This is a genomic window from Arcicella aquatica (assembly GCF_034928825.1).
In the GTDB taxonomy this organism is placed as follows: Bacteria; Bacteroidota; Bacteroidia; order Cytophagales; family Spirosomataceae; genus Arcicella; species Arcicella aquatica.
In genome coordinates this window covers 26,541-43,220 of the sequence record NZ_JAYFUL010000046.1, presented here as the reverse complement: position 1 = coordinate 43,220, position 16,680 = coordinate 26,541, and the positions used below count along the sequence as shown (strand labels likewise).

The window sequence follows — 16,680 nt, the reverse complement described above, 5'->3', positions numbered from 1 at the left end:
TCATTAAGGGATTTGGCAATCTTGCGACAGGAATAAATATTACTTAAATAACTGTAAAACAGCACTTTTAGCATCATTCTGGGAGCAAAAGCGGTAGTGCCACCTCCTTTGTATTCAGCTATAATTTTAGAAATATCCAATTTGTCAACCACATCATTTATTAGATGAACTGGATGATTTTCGGGAATTCTATCAAAGATATTAACAGGAAATAGTTCGGGACTATTTAGCGGAAGAGGTTTGAAAAGTGCCTTTGCCATGATTGAAGATTTACATAGCTAAAATACTAAATATCAATAACATAACAAAAAAAGACTGCCAATTACTTTTTGGACAGCCTCTTTTTTTATATCTAATTCAAAACTACTTCTCGTTTGTCTTCTGGAAAAATAAAGTTAATCGGTTTGGAAACCTTTTCTTCCATCAAGGCAATCTGTAATACTTCATCAACCATATCCACATAGTGGAAGGTAAGGTCTGAAATGTAAGAAGGGGTTATTTCTTCGACGTCTTTTCTATTTTTATGACATAAAATAATCTCTTGAATACCAGCACGTTTTGCCGCTAGAATTTTCTCTTTAATGCCCCCTACAGGCAATACTTTACCACGAAGCGTTACTTCGCCAGTCATCGCCAAATGAGGTCTTACTTTACGCTGTGTTAAAGCCGAAGCAATAGACGTTGTCATGGTGATACCAGCCGACGGACCATCTTTAGGCACTGCACCTGCAGGAACGTGAACATGGAGGTTGTAGTTATCAAAAATTCTGTAATCTATTCCATACTCATCAGCATGTGCTCTGAGGTACGAAAGTGCTGCCATAGCAGATTCTTTCATGACATCACCCAACTGACCAGATAAAGTAATACCACCTTTTCCACGATTCAAGATTGATTCTATGAATAAAATATCTCCACCAACGGGTGTCCAAGCCAAGCCTGTTACTACTCCAGCAGTATCGTTGGTTTCGTATAAATCTTTATCGAAATACTCTTGTCCTAATAATTTCACTACCTCCTCAGGTTTGATAACCTTCGGATATTCTTCTTGCATCGCAATTGATTTCGTCACTTTACGAATCAATTTGCCCACTTGTTGTTCTAACTTTCTTACACCTGACTCTCGGGTATAACCTTCTATCAGCTTCTGTAAAGCTGCATCTGTAATAGTTAACGTCTTGTTTTCTAAACCGTGTTCTTCTTTTTGCTTAGGGACAAGGTGTTTTTTAGCAATCTGCACTTTCTCTTCCATTGTATAACCACTGATGTCAATGATTTCCATACGGTCGCGAAGAGCAGGGTGGATACTATCCAATGAATTGGCTGTAGCGATGAATAATACTTTAGATAAATCATATTCTATCTCTAAGTAATTATCCATAAAAGCATTGTTTTGCTCTGGGTCAAGTACTTCTAGTAAGGCAGAAGACGGATCGCCACGGTGGTCTGAACCAACCTTGTCAATTTCATCTAATATAAATACAGGGTTAGCAGAGCCAGCCTTTTTGATATTCTGAATCAATTTGCCAGGCATAGCACCGATATAGGTTTTACGATGTCCTCTGATTTCAGATTCATCATGTAAACCACCCAAGGCCATTCTGATATATTTTCTACCTAATGCTTTTGCAATAGATTTTCCTAACGAAGTTTTACCGACCCCTGGAGGACCATATAAACACAAAATTGGGGCTTTCATATTGCCCTTCATTTTTAATACGGCTAGGTATTCGATAATTCTTTCCTTTACTTTTTCAAGACCAAAATGGTCAAAGTCAAGTACTTTTTGTGCTTTCTTAAGGTCGAAATTATCTTTTGTGATTTCATTCCAAGGTAAATCAACTAGTAATTCTACATAGTTCATTAACATTGGATATTCAGCCGACATCGAATTAGTACGTTGTAATTTTGCTAGCTCTTTCTGGAAATGATCAGATACTTCCTTACTCCATTTTTTATTAACGCCTTTTGCTCTGATTTTATCAAGTTCCGCTTCTGGACTATCAACACCCAGTTCCTCTTGTAAAACCTTTATTTGTTGGCGTAAATAATAATCGCGTTGTTGCTGGTCTATATCGCTACTTGCCTTACTTTGAATTTCCCTTTTGATTTCCAATAAATCAATGTCAGTCATCATCAATTCAAGCAATTTTCTGGCTTGGTCTAGTCCATTAATTGTTTCTAATAATTGTTGCTTTTCGGCCAATTCGGCATTTACATTAGCAGACAAAAAGTGAATTAAGAAACTTGGAGATTCGATATTATCCAAGGCAATTTGGGCTTCGCGAGGAATCTCTGGGTTTAAGAATAAAATTCTCGAAGCCATTTCTCGCAAAGACTGAATCAATGCTTTATTTTCCTTATTGAGTTTAGCAGGTAAATTATCTTCTAAATAATTTACTTTGGCAATCAAATTCGGTTCAGTTTTAATATAGTTTTGAACTTCAAAGCGTTTACGTCCTTGAACAATAATAGTAGTATTGCCACCCGGCAAAACAATCATTTTAATGATATGTGCTACCGTTCCTACTTTGTACAAATCTTCGCCAACGGGTTCTTCTTTATTCGGATTCGCTTGCGTAATTACGCCAATTGTTCTATTTCCTTTGTAAGCTTTTTTTACAAGCCTAACAGATTTTTGTCTTCCTACAGTAATGGGAATTACCATTCCAGGAAATAAAATAACATTTCGGATTGGTAATATTGGTAATTCGTCGGTAAGTTTTCCAAGTTTTTCATCATCAACCCCTTCCGACCCAAGGGGAATTAGTTCTATGCCATCGAAATCAGAAATCTCGGCAAGTTTAAGATTATTTAAAAAGTTTTTATCTAGACTCATATTATGTGTTATGCAAATTTGGAAATAAGTAATAGTATGGTGTAGGTAATGGGTATTTATATATAATAAAAGTAAGTGGATAATAGTTTAAATATATCAAAATGACTATTCCCAAATTCAAATGGAATTTTCTGCCACAATGACAGAAGTCATAAAATTACACTTAAAAGTTATACAATCAAATTTGATTTATTAAACGGTCAAACCTTATGCCAATTGACATATTGGCATGAGTTATAAAGAATGTAATTGCTTTTTAACACTATTTTCAATACATCCCTGCTGTAAATATTTGGGTATAAGAGAATAAACATAAACCCATAACGTTATTGTTCTAAGATAAAAAATCTATATTACTAACCAAAATAAAATTCTATGTAGTTGGCTAATCTATAAAAATTTCAGACGTTCTTTCCACATAATAGATTAATTCCTAGTTCTATGAAAACAGTTTTAAAATGCTTTGCTTTAGCTACATTATTGGGGACAATTAGTTGTAGCTCATCATTGACGGTTCGCTCAGACTACGACCGCCAAATTAATTTTTCACAATATCGTACTTACAGTTTTTATACGCCTCCTGTTTCTCAGCAGGATGCCGTAATGGGCAGTCCGCTGATGATAAAACGTTTGACTAAGGCCATGGAACATGAAATGGACAGTAGAGGATATAAAAGAGATGACGCTAGACCAGACATTGTAGTGAGTTTTTCAACCGATGCTCATAATATACAATCAGTAAGTTCAAGTACCGCCACACCCTCTTGGCCTGCGAGTGTTTCTTCTGATAATTATGAAGAAAATAGAATCATTATTAATATGTTAGATGCTAATTCTAAAGACATGATTTGGCAAGGATATGCAAAGGGACAAATTAATAATAGTAAGAAAGATAGAGAGTTGTTAGTATTTGAGATTGTCAATAAAATAATGATGAAATATCCAAACCGTGCAGGGTATGATAATATGGAAGCAATAGCAAAAAGAAGAAGATCTTATTAATAACGAATACCTAACCACTTTTACAGGATCCCGATTCAGCAATGGACGGGATTTTTGTTTTTTTGATATTCACCAAGAAATTCTTTATGTTTAGTTTTCAAAAACAATCTAAACTATTGTTGAATATTCTCAGCATGGAACCAAACATGAAAACAATTAAATTAATAGAATGCCCACGAGATGCCATGCAAGGCTGGGAAAGGCAAATCCCTACAGCACAGAAGATTGCTTACTTACAACAATTACTGGAAGTAGGTTTTGATACCCTTGATTTTGGGAGTTTTGTTTCGCCCAAGGCCATTCCGCAAATGGCAGATACAGAATTGGTGTATCGTGCCTTAGAGGAACATCATTCGCCTACTAAACTATTGGCAATTATAGCCAACTTGCGTGGAGCAGAAAAGGCTGTTAGTTTTGAGAAAATCCGTTACCTAGGCTTTCCTTTTTCTATTTCAGAGACTTTTCAACAACGCAATACTAATATTTCAATAGAAGAAGCTTTTAAAACAGTAGAAGCCATTCAAGCACTTTGTTTAAAAAACAATAAAACATTAGTCGTTTATTTTTCAATGGCCTTTGGCAATCCGTATGGCGATGCTTATAATACTGAAATTGTAGCATTTTGGACAAAGAAAATGGCGGATATAGGCATTAATATCATAGCTCTTTCGGATACTGTTGGCTTGGCTGATGGTCCAATTATTTCAAGCCTATTCAATGAGTTGATTACAGCATATCCTGCTATAGAATTTGGAGGACATTTTCATGCCCGTGCAGATGCTTGGTTGCCTAAAATCAAAGCGGCTTACGAAGCAGGCTGTACTCGTTTTGATGGTGCTATTGGTGGTTTTGGAGGATGTCCAATGGCGGAAGATGAATTAGTAGGCAATATCAATACACAAAACCTGATAGAGTATTTCGAAAGTCAACAAATTGATTTACGGTTAGATACCTCAGCTTTTAATAAAGCAGTTCAGCAAAGCTGGAGTGTTTTTGTATGAGATTTTGGAAATGTACAATATGATAATTACCTTGTATGTATAATTGTTTATATTGAAGCTGTTTAAACTTTCCGTTTCTTAGGTGAAAGTATTGTATTTTTGAATTGATTTTTTCAAAATTTGCGAAGCATAGCATCGCTACGTTGGGTAAATTTTGGAACAAGCTATTCTAAAAGACTTAGTTTAATCCGAAAGGAAAAGTTTAAACAGCTTCATTGTATTTTACACATAGATTTTTTATGAAAAAGCATTTATTAATTCTACTACTTTTACAAAGTACATTATCATTTTCTCAAAAATTTGGAGCAAGAATTGGATTGAGTGTTTCTGACCGTATTATTAGTTTACCCAACATCGGATTTTTGTATGAATTACCACTAACAAGCAAGCTATCATTAAGTGCTGAGTTAAATAGAACGTTAAGAGGACATATTGTTGATGTATTATATATGGATGCTGTAGGAAACTCTTTAGCTCATGGAAATGAAGGAATAGTTAATTCATTTGTTGAGTTGCCTGTACATTTGAAAATACATCTTAATAAAAATAGTAACCAGAACATTGGCTTTTCGTTAAAAGCTGGTCCATATATTAGCTATTCACTAAAGAGGTCACTTTTTGTTAAAAGTGGCATAATGGATAGTGACTGGTTGAGGGATAAAGCAAAAGAATTTGATGGTTCTACTCTCGGAGCTTCTAAAATTGATTATGGAATTAATTTGGGATTAGTGTATGGGTTAAAGAAAATTCCATTGAATTTTGAATTAAGATACTATCAAGGCTTTAGCAAACAAGAGCAACATAATTTGTATTTTTATGATAAATTTCAACCAGAGTATCCATTTAATCAAGGTACAATCGATTATATTTTGCGACCTAAATTAAATAGTATTTGGGGCTTTGAATGGGCAATTGGATATAAATTTTAACATTCCGTAGCACTCAATGCCAAACCTGCTTCAGAGGTTTCCTTGTACTTTTTAGACATATCCTTACCCGTGGCTTTCATTACTTTAATGACGCTGTCAAAAGAGATTTTTTGTAGAGAGCTGTCTCCCGAGGTAGCTAACAGAAAAGCATTATAAGATTTTACCGCTCCCATCGCATTCCGTTCAATACAAGGAATTTGTACATAGCCACCAATAGGGTCGCAAGTCATCCCTAAATGGTGCTCTATGCCAATTTCAGCGGCCGATTCCATCGCATTAATATCTTTGGTAGCACAGTAGGTCAGCATGGCAGCGGCCATGGCGGATGCCGTACCGATTTCGCCCATACAACCCATTTCTGCACCAGAAATACTGGCATTATGTTTTACCAAAAAGCCAATGGCTGCGGCTGCCCACATACCATCACGCATGAGGGAAGGTGAATAATGAAAATGATTTTTTATGAGATAAGTAATCCCTGGAATTACGCCAGATGCACCCGACGTAGGTGCGGTAACGACAATATTCCCAGCGGCATTTTCTTCGGATGCTGCCAAACAATAGGCATTTAAGAAAATCAAGAAGCTATCGCTCGTAATCGCTAGATTTTTAGCACGCTCATAGAGTAAAGGTGCTTTTCTGCGTAATTTGATTGTCCCTGGCAATACTCTTTTATCTTTTAAACCACGTTTTACGGCTTTATGCATAAAGTCTAAAATACCATCCACTTTTTGCTCAATTTCTTTTTTTGAAACGCCTGTCAAAGCCATTTCATTGGCTAGCATGAGCTCAGTAAGAGAAATCTTTTCACGATTTAAATGTGCCTTCAATTCCTTCATACTGGTGTATGGGTAGGGCGGATTAATGGCATTTTTAGGATGTTGTTTTTCTCCTTTGCGATAAATGAATCCTCCACCAATGGAATAATATTCATGTTCAAGAAGTATGGTTGATTCATCTTTCAATTTCAACACCATGGTATTGGCGTGTGGAGAATCGTATTTGCCTCTTTCAAAGTGAAAACTATCGGCATTTACAGCAATAAGGTGATTGTGAAATTTGACAGGATATTTATCATCAGTATTTTTTAATATTTTCAAAAACTTCACTGGGTCGCAAGCATCAGGTTTCCAACCTAATAAACCCGCAATAATGGCCCTGTCTGTTCCATGTCCTTTTCCTGTGGCACTTAGTGAGCCATATAAATAAATTTCGATTTGAAGAGTCTCCGAAATAAACGATGTAGGTAAACGATTGATTTCTGTTAAGAAATCGTATGCGGCTTTCATTGGGCCAATTGTATGTGAACTCGATGGGCCAGGACCAACTTTGAATAAATCAAAAATGGAAGTAGTAATAGCTTGGGAATACATAGTTTGCTGAAGTAATATTTAGGGCTTAAATATACATCTTTTTAGTAGTCATTAATATATATTCCTATTATCTGGTAAGTCAAAAGAGAAAGTTTATGCAAAATACATTGCCTTAATGTTTACTTAAAAACAGCAATATAAAAAACAGATTCAAGCAAGTAGAGCCTAGGAAATTGAGTTGCATGGTATGTTTATAGTCGGCTAATTGTTCGTTTTTAAGGACTTTCAAAAACCAGATATTGAAGAAAATTAATACGGGAGCCATTACGACTAAGTAAACGATAAAGGCAGGGAATTGAAAAATTTGTTGGGTTTGGAAAAAATAGAAGAAACCAATGGTAACTAATAAGAAAATTCCTGCTGTAAAAATAAAAGTACCACGGATACCCAATACTCTGCTCATCGTTAAGTCACCTCGTTTAGCATCTTCTTCGTGTTGATAAATTTGGGTCATGGGATAGAAACCTAATAGGTTGAAGCTACTGAGTAGGGCAGGGAATAAATATTTTTCTTGCAATAACGTATTCAGTGAAAGGTTGTCGACTGCTTGGATAACAGTTAAATACGTAAACGCACCTTGAAAAATACCGACAGTAATCCAGCTAAGAATTGGGTATCTTTTTAGTCTGATTTTATCATTAGAATATGCTTTAGAAATACTACTATAAATAAGTAAAGCAAGTGCTAATATCCAACCTGAGAGAAAGTGAGCGATAATGACTGCTATAATATCCAATCCCCAAGCGACATAGAATAATTCTTTGCTCACAGGAGGAGGATTTTCTAGTCCTCCAATCGAGCCTTCATCTTTATCGTAATAGCTGTTATAAGCATTAGAGGCAGGATAAATCAATAAATGGAGCAGGAAGAAAACGCCGATACTGATACCCAAGTTGGTATTACTCGTTTGGCTCAAAGCGAACCAATAAACAGGCATAAGGAAAAAAGAAAATGGAATCCTGAGATGCAAAATAATATTTTTCATGTTAATCTTTTTGATTTTTTACCCGCAGATATTGGAAATTAATAACGCAGATTTACGCTGACAAATATTATCTGCGTAAATCTGCGAAAAATTCTCTAACAATCTGCGGGTAAAAACAATCCCAATTACGTATTTTTCCAAAAATTACGACTATAAATCCGTTCAAAAGACCAACCCTTTGCTTTCAAACCTGCTGGAATATAGGCAAAAGTTTCTTTGGGCGAAATATGCTCGTAATACAAATCATCATCAGTCAAGATAAGTGACTCGTACTTTTCTCCTGTTTTAACTGTGATATCAGCAAAAGGCAATTCTTTAATATGTTGCTGATTATCTTTGGCAATTTGCTCTTTTAATAACCAATCTGCCTGATATTTTGTTGAGAAATAAGGCTTAGGTTTATAATTACCTTCCGACACTAGCAAGGCGTATTCCAAATAGCTTTTCAATAATTTAGGTCCCTCATTTAAAGTATCTTCAACATGTAGCTGATGTGGCATAATGCTACTTACAATCAATATTTTTTCTTTGGCACGGGTAATGGCTACATTCAAACGGTTTTCACCCCCTTGCTGATTAAGCGACCCAAACTGCATACTCAATTTGCCTTTTACATCGGGGGCATACGCTATTGAAAAAATAATAATGTCTCGCTCATCACCTTGTACATTCTCAATGTTTTTAACAAAAATAGGTGCTACAGTAATATCGGTATTATCAAAAGAAAAATACTTTGCTTCTAATAAATCCTGAATGAGCCCTTGTTGTTTAAAGTTAAAAGTAACAATACCGATAGATTTTTGAGGGAAATCTTTTTTGAGGTTCTGTACCAAACTAATGATGGTTTCAGCCTCCTCAAGATTGCTGTTGTTTTCCCAAATACCATTTACTTTTAAATATTGAATAGCAGGCTCGCCCTTATTGATTTCATGAAAATCAGGTAAGAGCTGTAGGGTATTTTTATAAAAATATTGATTAGAAAAATCTATTAAATCTAACGAACGACTACGATAATGTCCTCTTAGCTGTGTTTGAGGTAAATATTGGCAAGCCAAATCTAACAGTGAATCGACTTCCAAAGCAGGAGTATCATCATCATCGTTTTCAAATTTTAATCGGTATAAATCATTAGGTTGCAATTGTTTAGAATCGCCCGCTATCACTACCTGTTTCCCTCTAAATAGGGCTGGAATACCCTGTTCTGCAAAACATTGAGAGGCTTCATCAAAGATGATTAAATCGAAAAAAGGACTTTCAGTTTCCATCGGAAAAATAGCTGAGACCGTTTCTGGCGAAGCCAACCAACAAGGCACAAGCCTGAATATTTCGTCTGAATAAGTTGCAATCAATCGCCTAACTGCCCATAACTTCCGTTTTTTAGCTACTTGGTGTTTTAAATCACGATAAGTGACAATGTTTTGAAGCCGATTTTTCTCTAAGTTCTGATAACTGAGTGTGCGTAATTTTAGCAATAAGATTTCCTTACTTAATTGCTGTTTTTGAAGTAGAGAATCTTGTAAGAGACTTTCTAATTGCCCAATTTTTAAAGAGCTTACTCCCCTTAAAATTGGGTTTTTCGTTTCGATATCTTTTATCCACGCTAATTTTAAGCTATTCAGAAAACTATCGTAAGGATTCTTTTCATCATCAAACAAACCAATTACGGCTAATTCTGTATGGCTACTATTTGCCTTCAATGCATCCAATTCCTGCATATCATCGAAATACTCTTGCAAGTATTTAATCACTAAAGTGCCATGCTGGAGGTTGGCTAATTCTTTTATCTGGGTAGGAGACAAGTTGGACTGCCATAGACTTATTTGTTCGTCTAATTGGGTTGATTTGTCAATCAGAAAATTGACTTTCGCTTGAAAATCTGCCCAACTACAATCAAACCATTCACTTAATTGAACACTTTTAATACTCCGTAAAATAGTTTCAGCTTTGGCTACTTGATACAGTAGTTGGAAATGGCGTTCGAACCAACGGTAGCCTTTTCTCAACCAAATCGGTTCCTGATTGTCCTCTATGGTTTTTTCAAAGTCTTTCCCAAACAGGTAAGCGTTTTCTTGCCACCATTTTTCTAAAGCAATTCTATTCAGAATTCTTTCGTGTAATTTCTTTAAATCGTCCGACGCAATGCTTAAACCATTGGCGATTGCCAGATGCTGAATTTCCTTTTTCTCTTTAGAAAACAACGTCCAATAAATACTTTCAAATGTATTTTCTTTGACATTGATAGCATTACTTATTTTACCAGCTAAAGGCAGTAGTGCTGTACTGGGTAAAGTGATTTCAATACCTTGTCCAGCAAATAACTGCCCAACTTCCGCTTCCAATCCTGAGATTTTAGTAGCATTAGTCCTGATTCGTTCCGTTAAATTTCTGGTTAAAAGTTTATATACCTTGTCGTTCGCAATACCATTTAAAAGATTCTGTAGCTTTATTTTTTCGGGAGAAATCTTTTGGAGAGCTTCAAAAGATAAATTTTTATCCAATATTTGTTTGGCTTGGTTCTCAAAATCTTGTACAAAATGACTTAATTCTTTAATCGTCTTAGTAATCAAAGCAATATCACTTGATTGGCGATGTTGAAAAGAAAGACGATTTTGCCAAAATTCAGAAGCTTCGTTCCCTCTTAATCTTTCTTGGTAAGCAAAGTATAGCTTAAACTTCTCAACAAAATCTTTGATTTCCGTAAAGTTGAAGTACTTGTAATACTCCTGCAAGTCCACAAAAGAATCATTGGCAGAGCTTGTCAAATATAATTCCTTGATTGATACGCCAGATTCATTGATGGCAAATAAGGCATCTTTAAAGCTTTGGAGTTCTTCGGAAACTTTATCAATTTGCCGACTTTGTTGTGTGAAATTCCTTTCGATAAAAATAGCATCCAGACTCTGGTTCTGCTTTTGATAAGTATCTACTTGCTCTATCTGATCAAAAATTTGTTGATACAGCGCTTTTCTATCATTCTTAAAGTCATGGACATTCCCTACGAAGTCCCTCATGCCTACTTGAGTTAGGCGTTCTTGCACTACATCCAGCGCTGCTCTTTTCTGGCAAACTACTAATACTTTTTTACCTCTAGCGGTAAAGTCGGCAACAAGGTTACAAATCAGTTGAGACTTCCCAGTGCCTGGAGGGCCTTGTACTACTAACGATTGCCCAGCTTTTACTTCTCGCAAGGCTACCTCTTGTGAAATATCTATTTCAAAGGGCATTAGCAATTGTTCCTCTCTGATGACAGGATGCTCTGGATTGACATCATTTGGAAAAAGATGCTCAACCGTTTTTTCTTCATTTTGGGCTAGCGTATCAATCAAAAACTGATAATCGGGGACTAAAAATGAGCCTGCTTGTGGGAAAATTCCTAAAACAGCTTGTGGATATAACTTCAGTTCGCCGTTGCGTTCGGTTGCTTCTAATTCAGTTTTGGTGATTTTTTCGAAAAAAGTTAGTTGATTCGTAAAGTTCTCTTGGTTGAAATTGATATTTAGCGGAGAGCTTTTTAGGTATTCATAAAGCTGTGTTCTGAATTCAAGGGCATTTTTTGAAAAATCCTCGAAAGAATTATCCAAAAACTCATCAGAAAGCTGAATATCATTGAAATAAGAATAAGCCAACAAAAAACTTCTGTTGATTGAAAGCGCCTCTTCTCTCAATTTTATTTGCCATATTTCTGTGAGAGATTCATCAGTGCCAGCATTCTTTTGAGTAGAAAGCGTAGCCTCTAGATGAATTGGAAAAAAAAGTAATGGACAACGAACGACAGTACCATCTGAAAATTTACCTTTTACAATAGGGTAACCAATGTATAAATCTTCAGAGCCACGTTCTTCTTCTATCAGTTTATCATGCCTTGAAATTTTTCTTAGCTTTTTACTGATTTCGTTGACTTTTTCAAAACGAGGGTCATGTTTTTCAGAAAGTGATATCGTGTTTTTCTGAGCGATTAGTTGCTCAATGATATGAAAAGAAGGAGTATTCTTTAGAAAATCAAGCTCATGAATATCTAAAAATTGTTCAGTTGCGGAAGTCAATAATAAAGACTTATTCCTAGCACTCAGATTCGTAAGTCTCTTTTGGTATGATTTCAGTATAGAATATAAAGTATTTTCTTTCACGATAACACATTTGATGAATTGATTAACTCAAATTTACAGGAAAAGCCTAGAATATAAACGTAAAAAATGAAATGATAGTTATTAAATTACCGATTTTTATATTTTTTAGATACCTTAACATAAAAGAGGTTTTCTTCTAGGAACGGAGAGCCTCATTATAAGGTTTAAGCAATAAGTAATGATTATCATAAACTTCGTAATTTATTTAAAGAATTGTCTATCAGAAAATTACTATGAAAACAGCCTTAATTATCGGAGCGACAGGTTTGGTGGGAAGCACCCTCGTAAAGCAAATCCTTGAAAACCCACTTTATGCAAAAGTAACCTTGCTACTTCGCAAACCCTTAGACATTAGCCATCCCAAGCTAGTACAAGAAACCATCGATTTTGATGCGCCAGACGCTACTAAAATTGTTGGAGACGATTTGTTTTGTGCGATGGGCACAACGCTCAAAAAAGCAGGGTCTAAAGAAGCACAGTATAAAATAGACTGTAGCTATCCTTTTGAAATTGGTAAAATTGCACAAGCCAATGGAATAAAACAGTATATTCTGGTGTCATCGATTGGTGCTGATGCTACTTCTTCTAACTTTTATCTAAGAACTAAAGGAGATTTAGAACAGAAAATAAAGAGTTTAGGCTTTGATAATTTTATCAGTGTTCGACCTTCGTTTATTATGGGAGATAGGCAAGAGGTTAGAGTAGGTGAAAAGATAGGAATTGTATTAGCTAAAATAATCTCGCCTTTATTGATAGGCAAACTTAAAAAATACAGAGGAATAGAAGCCGCACAAATAGCAAAGGCTATGCAAGTATTAGCGAGCAAAGATTTAAAAGGCGTTCACTTTTTTGAATCAGATGAATTGGAGGAATTATAAGCTTTTGCAATGTTCAAAGCCCTTTGTGTATCTTTGTCGAAATTAAAATACGTATATGACACCCCTCGAAACTTTTCAAAGTAGAAAAATACACTTCCAGAGCCTTGTTGAACACTTCCAAAAACAGTATAATCAATGGGCTGTTTTCCGAGCATTTTTATTTGCAATCACTGCTTTGGTTGGCTATTTCTGTTATGAGATGTATGATTTTGCCTATACTTTGTTAGTATTGATTATTGGGATTGCCTTATTTTTATTTTCAGTGACCAAACATCTTAAAGTTAAATACCTGAGAGATAAAAACAAGGTGTTGATTGCTTTGAATGAAGATGAAATTCAACGGTTATCAAACCATTTTAATCGTACTGAAACAGGCGAAGCTTTTGTAGAAGACAAACATTTCTATGCGAATGATTTAGATATTTTCGGAAACCAATCGCTGTATAAATTACTCAACCGTACGCATACTTTTGGAGGAGCCAAAATGCTGGCAGATTGGATATTGCATCCAGCCCAAACAAATGAAATTTTAAATCGCCAGAAGGCAATTCGGGAATTATCAGCAAAAATAGATTGGCGTCAAGATTTAGAAGCTTCAGCGATGTTGATTGAAGAAGTAGCTGAACCGACCGACAAGCTATTAGCATGGAATAATGCCCCAGCGAACCAAACGATTAAAAAGTCCCTCTTTCAAATTGCTCGTTATTTACCTTATTTGACTATCCCTGTAGTCATTGCTTGGATTTTAGGGTTTGTGCCAGCGTATATCGTATTGGTGCTTTTTATGGCGCATGGGATGATTCTGAAACAAATTTTTGAAGAAGTAAGCATTGCCCTTGAACAAACCAATCGTATTGCGGGAGCGATGAAAGCCTATGCCGCAGTATCTGAATTGATTGTCGCAGAGAATTTTCAAGAAGAGAAATTAAACGATTTAAAAAGTAAAATTTCAGAAGCAAGTCCTGCTATCAAAGCTTTAGAGGATATCCTTAATAAACTAGCCAATAGAAGTAATCCATTCTTTGCCTTTGTCGTAGGTGTTCCAACTTTATGGGATATTCAATATTTTATTAAACTAGAAAATTGGAAACAAGCTCACCGTGATAATCTTCCTATTTGGCTAGCTGTGATTGCTGAGTTTGAGGTTTTGAATAGTTTCTCGGGTTATCATTTTGCGAATCCAACCTTTATCAATCCGACTATTGTAACGGGCGGAGTGACGCTAAAAGCCAAGGCTTTAGGGCATCCAATGATTAAAGCAAGCAAACGAGTTGCGAACGATATTGAACTGATTGGAGAAGGCAAAACAATTATCATTACGGGCTCGAATATGTCAGGGAAAAGTACTTTTCAAAGAACAGTAGCCATTAATGTAGTTTTGGCATTGTCGGGGGGCATAGTATGTGCCGAAAGCTTTGAATGTTCGTGTTTGCAAGTATTTACCAGTATGAGAAGTAATGATTCATTAGAAGAAGGAACATCGTCGTTTTACGCAGAATTAAAACGCTTGAAACAGTTAATTGACGAAGTAGCTACAACCGATAATAGCAAGGCATCGATTCTATATTTTCTAGATGAAATTTTGAAAGGAACAAACTCAAAAGACCGTCACGAAGGAGCAAGGGCTTTGATGTTACAATTACACAAGACATCAGCTTCTGGCTTTATTTCGACGCACGACGTAGAATTAGGCGACGAATTTGATGAACAAGATTTTGTAAAAAACTACAGCTTTTCATCAGAAGTAGCCAATGATGATTTAGTGTTCGATTATAAACTTCGCGAAGGCGTTTGCCATAGTTTTAATGCGAGTCAATTGATGAAGAGGATTGGGATTGAGATGTAGGTTAATGAATTTGTGAACTTTTAAATATACTATACACTATGAAAAATGCCATCCTATTTTTAGTTCTTCTTTTTAATCACGCTATATTTTCTCAACAAAAAGAAAATGGAGATAATAGAATTGTTGTGTTAGGACAAGCCACTTTAGACCTCCCTGCCGACCAGATAACTTTTACGGTATTAATTTCGGTAAAAGACGCATCTGATTTAGAAAAGATTAATCAGAATCATAAAACCAAAGAAAAAGAAATATTAAAACTGTTAAAGGAATTTAAAATACCTCAAAATAAGATTTCATACTCACTCCTTGAAATTAGAAAAGATATTAACTATAATAAGAATGAAGAGAAAGAGTTTATCGTTGCAGAGCAAAGAGTAAGCTTTACTGTTGATAGTATTCAACAATATACTAATATTCAAACCCAACTTTTGAAAAATGGATTTACTGAATTTAGCAGTTCTTTTGGCTCTTCTAAAATAGTAGAGTCTGAAAAAATACTACTTGAAAAAGCCTTAAAATCCGCTAGAAACAAAGCAGAGATTATGGCGAAATTTGCAAAAAAAGGTATAGTAGAAATTGTTAAAATTGCTGATACGGAAGATACAGAGCCTATTTTATCAAATGAATCTAATCATGCTCGGTTTGAAGTAAAGGGAGATATTGAAGTGGCAAATCCATCTCTCACGCAGATAGCTCAAAAAATTAGTATTTCAAAAACGGTTAAAGTTGTTTTTAAAATTAAATGATTACTTCTCAATTCTCCCCACCTTCATAAAAATAGGAAAATTCACCGTGAAAGTATCTGAACTTTTATAGATAGCTTTTAAACTTTCAATAAAGCCATCTACTGGGTTTTCATGGTGAATTTTAATGTACTTCTGTACGCTCGACCACGTATTTAAATAACCTTCCAGTTCAGCCAATGTCCATTGGTAAGACATTGCAAATCTTGGACTTTCTATTTCTGCTAATGTAAAAGGAAGTGTACGATATTCATCATCGATATAACCACGTTCAGCATCCCAATACTCACCAATTTGTTCTTGATAAAAATCTTGGAACAAAACATTGGCTTCTACATTATCTATCGTCAACGTGCCATAGCCCCACGCCGCAAAAATGGCATCTGGTTTAGCCACTCGGCGAACTTCTTGATAAAACCGCTCAAAATCAAACCAATGAATTGCTTGTCCTACTGTAATTAAATCAAAAGTATTTGCTTGAAAATCAGTCTTTTCAGCTTGAGCAATAGTATAATGAATATTATCAGCTTGTTGTGCATTGTCTAGCTGTTTTTGAGAAATATCGGTTGCAAAAACATCTTTAAATGTTTCAGATAGACGATAGGCTACTTGTCCATTACCAGTAGCACAATCCCAAGCAGTGTCAAAGCTTTTTACCTTGCTCAATACAAAATCATATATTTCCTCAGGATATTTAGGACGAAACTTAGCATAAAGTGCTGCTTGTGTGGAAAAATTATCTTTTAGCATGACGTAAATAATAATTGTGAGTGATGAATTGTGATTTTAATAAAACCATTAAAAAAATATTACTAAGTATTTTGTTTTCGTCTAAATCCTGTAGCGGTAACCCTTGCGGTTACCGTTCGACAAAGTACTCATACTAATAAACATGAGTCATCCCGAATTTTTCCTAAAATTGTGCGTTTGGGAGACAATTTGAGAGGTTTTCTACTT

The 16,680-nt window shown here is 35.3% G+C and carries 12 protein-coding genes; 6 read left to right on the top strand and 6 right to left on the bottom strand.

From position 1 onward, the window contains the following. Nucleotides 1-260 (bottom strand): transposase (locus tag VB264_RS20400; RefSeq protein WP_323252431.1); only part of this gene is annotated, 260 nt, incomplete at its 3' end. A 92-nt stretch (nucleotides 261-352) separates the two neighbouring features. Next, nucleotides 353-2,839: an endopeptidase La gene (gene lon, locus VB264_RS20395; protein ID WP_323252430.1), complete on the bottom strand. Its 2,487-nt coding sequence runs from the start codon at nucleotides 2,837-2,839 to the stop codon at nucleotides 353-355. Nucleotides 2,840-3,280: 441 nt separating this feature from the next. Between lon and VB264_RS20390 the strand changes: the two genes are divergently transcribed. The 3 genes from VB264_RS20390 to VB264_RS20380 all read left to right on the top strand — a co-directional run bounded on the left by VB264_RS20390 (nucleotide 3,281) and on the right by VB264_RS20380 (nucleotide 5,771). Continuing rightward, nucleotides 3,281-3,841 (top strand): DUF4136 domain-containing protein, encoded by a 561-nt coding sequence (locus VB264_RS20390; protein WP_323252428.1) that lies wholly within the window; start codon nucleotides 3,281-3,283, stop codon nucleotides 3,839-3,841. A 146-nt stretch (nucleotides 3,842-3,987) separates the two neighbouring features. Next, complete coding sequence (locus VB264_RS20385; RefSeq protein ID WP_323252426.1) at nucleotides 3,988-4,842, top strand: hydroxymethylglutaryl-CoA lyase; 855 nt, start codon at nucleotides 3,988-3,990, stop codon at nucleotides 4,840-4,842. A 239-nt stretch (nucleotides 4,843-5,081) separates the two neighbouring features. Then, nucleotides 5,082-5,771: an outer membrane beta-barrel protein gene (locus tag VB264_RS20380; RefSeq protein ID WP_323252424.1), complete on the top strand. Its 690-nt coding sequence runs from the start codon at nucleotides 5,082-5,084 to the stop codon at nucleotides 5,769-5,771. On the opposite strand, the gene VB264_RS20375 is transcribed toward VB264_RS20380, so the two are convergent. The 3 genes from VB264_RS20375 to VB264_RS20365 all read right to left on the bottom strand — a co-directional run bounded on the left by VB264_RS20375 (nucleotide 5,768) and on the right by VB264_RS20365 (nucleotide 12,256). Then, the gene (locus tag VB264_RS20375) at nucleotides 5,768-7,144 is read right to left on the bottom strand and encodes an L-serine ammonia-lyase (protein WP_323252422.1); all 1,377 of its coding nucleotides are present in this window, start codon (nucleotides 7,142-7,144) and stop codon (nucleotides 5,768-5,770) included. The two genes, VB264_RS20380 and VB264_RS20375, sit on opposite strands and share 4 nt — an antisense overlap. 112 nt (nucleotides 7,145-7,256) lie before the next feature. Then, nucleotides 7,257-8,129, bottom strand: a complete 873-nt coding sequence (locus VB264_RS20370) for a UbiA family prenyltransferase (RefSeq protein WP_323252420.1) — start codon at nucleotides 8,127-8,129, stop codon at nucleotides 7,257-7,259. Between the two features lie 125 nt (nucleotides 8,130-8,254). Then, nucleotides 8,255-12,256, bottom strand: a complete 4,002-nt coding sequence (locus VB264_RS20365) for an AAA domain-containing protein (RefSeq protein WP_323252418.1) — start codon at nucleotides 12,254-12,256, stop codon at nucleotides 8,255-8,257. 233 nt (nucleotides 12,257-12,489) lie between these two features. On the opposite strand from VB264_RS20365, the gene VB264_RS20360 reads away from it, so the two are divergent. The 3 genes from VB264_RS20360 to VB264_RS20350 are packed head-to-tail and all read left to right on the top strand — an operon-like array spanning nucleotide 12,490 to nucleotide 15,726. After that, the gene (locus VB264_RS20360) at nucleotides 12,490-13,134 is read left to right on the top strand and encodes an oxidoreductase (RefSeq protein ID WP_323252416.1); all 645 of its coding nucleotides are present in this window, start codon (nucleotides 12,490-12,492) and stop codon (nucleotides 13,132-13,134) included. Between the two features lie 55 nt (nucleotides 13,135-13,189). Then, nucleotides 13,190-14,980, top strand: a complete 1,791-nt coding sequence (locus VB264_RS20355) for a MutS-related protein (protein ID WP_323252415.1) — start codon at nucleotides 13,190-13,192, stop codon at nucleotides 14,978-14,980. 38 nt (nucleotides 14,981-15,018) lie between these two features. Further along, nucleotides 15,019-15,726 carry an SIMPL domain-containing protein gene (locus VB264_RS20350; protein WP_323252413.1) on the top strand — a complete coding sequence of 236 codons (708 nt, stop codon included), beginning with the start codon at nucleotides 15,019-15,021 and terminating at the stop codon, nucleotides 15,724-15,726. On the opposite strand, the gene VB264_RS20345 is transcribed toward VB264_RS20350, so the two are convergent. After that, nucleotides 15,727-16,473 (bottom strand): class I SAM-dependent methyltransferase, encoded by a 747-nt coding sequence (locus tag VB264_RS20345; protein WP_323252411.1) that lies wholly within the window; start codon nucleotides 16,471-16,473, stop codon nucleotides 15,727-15,729. It lies immediately after the preceding gene. Nucleotides 16,474-16,680: the final 207 nt, after the last annotated feature.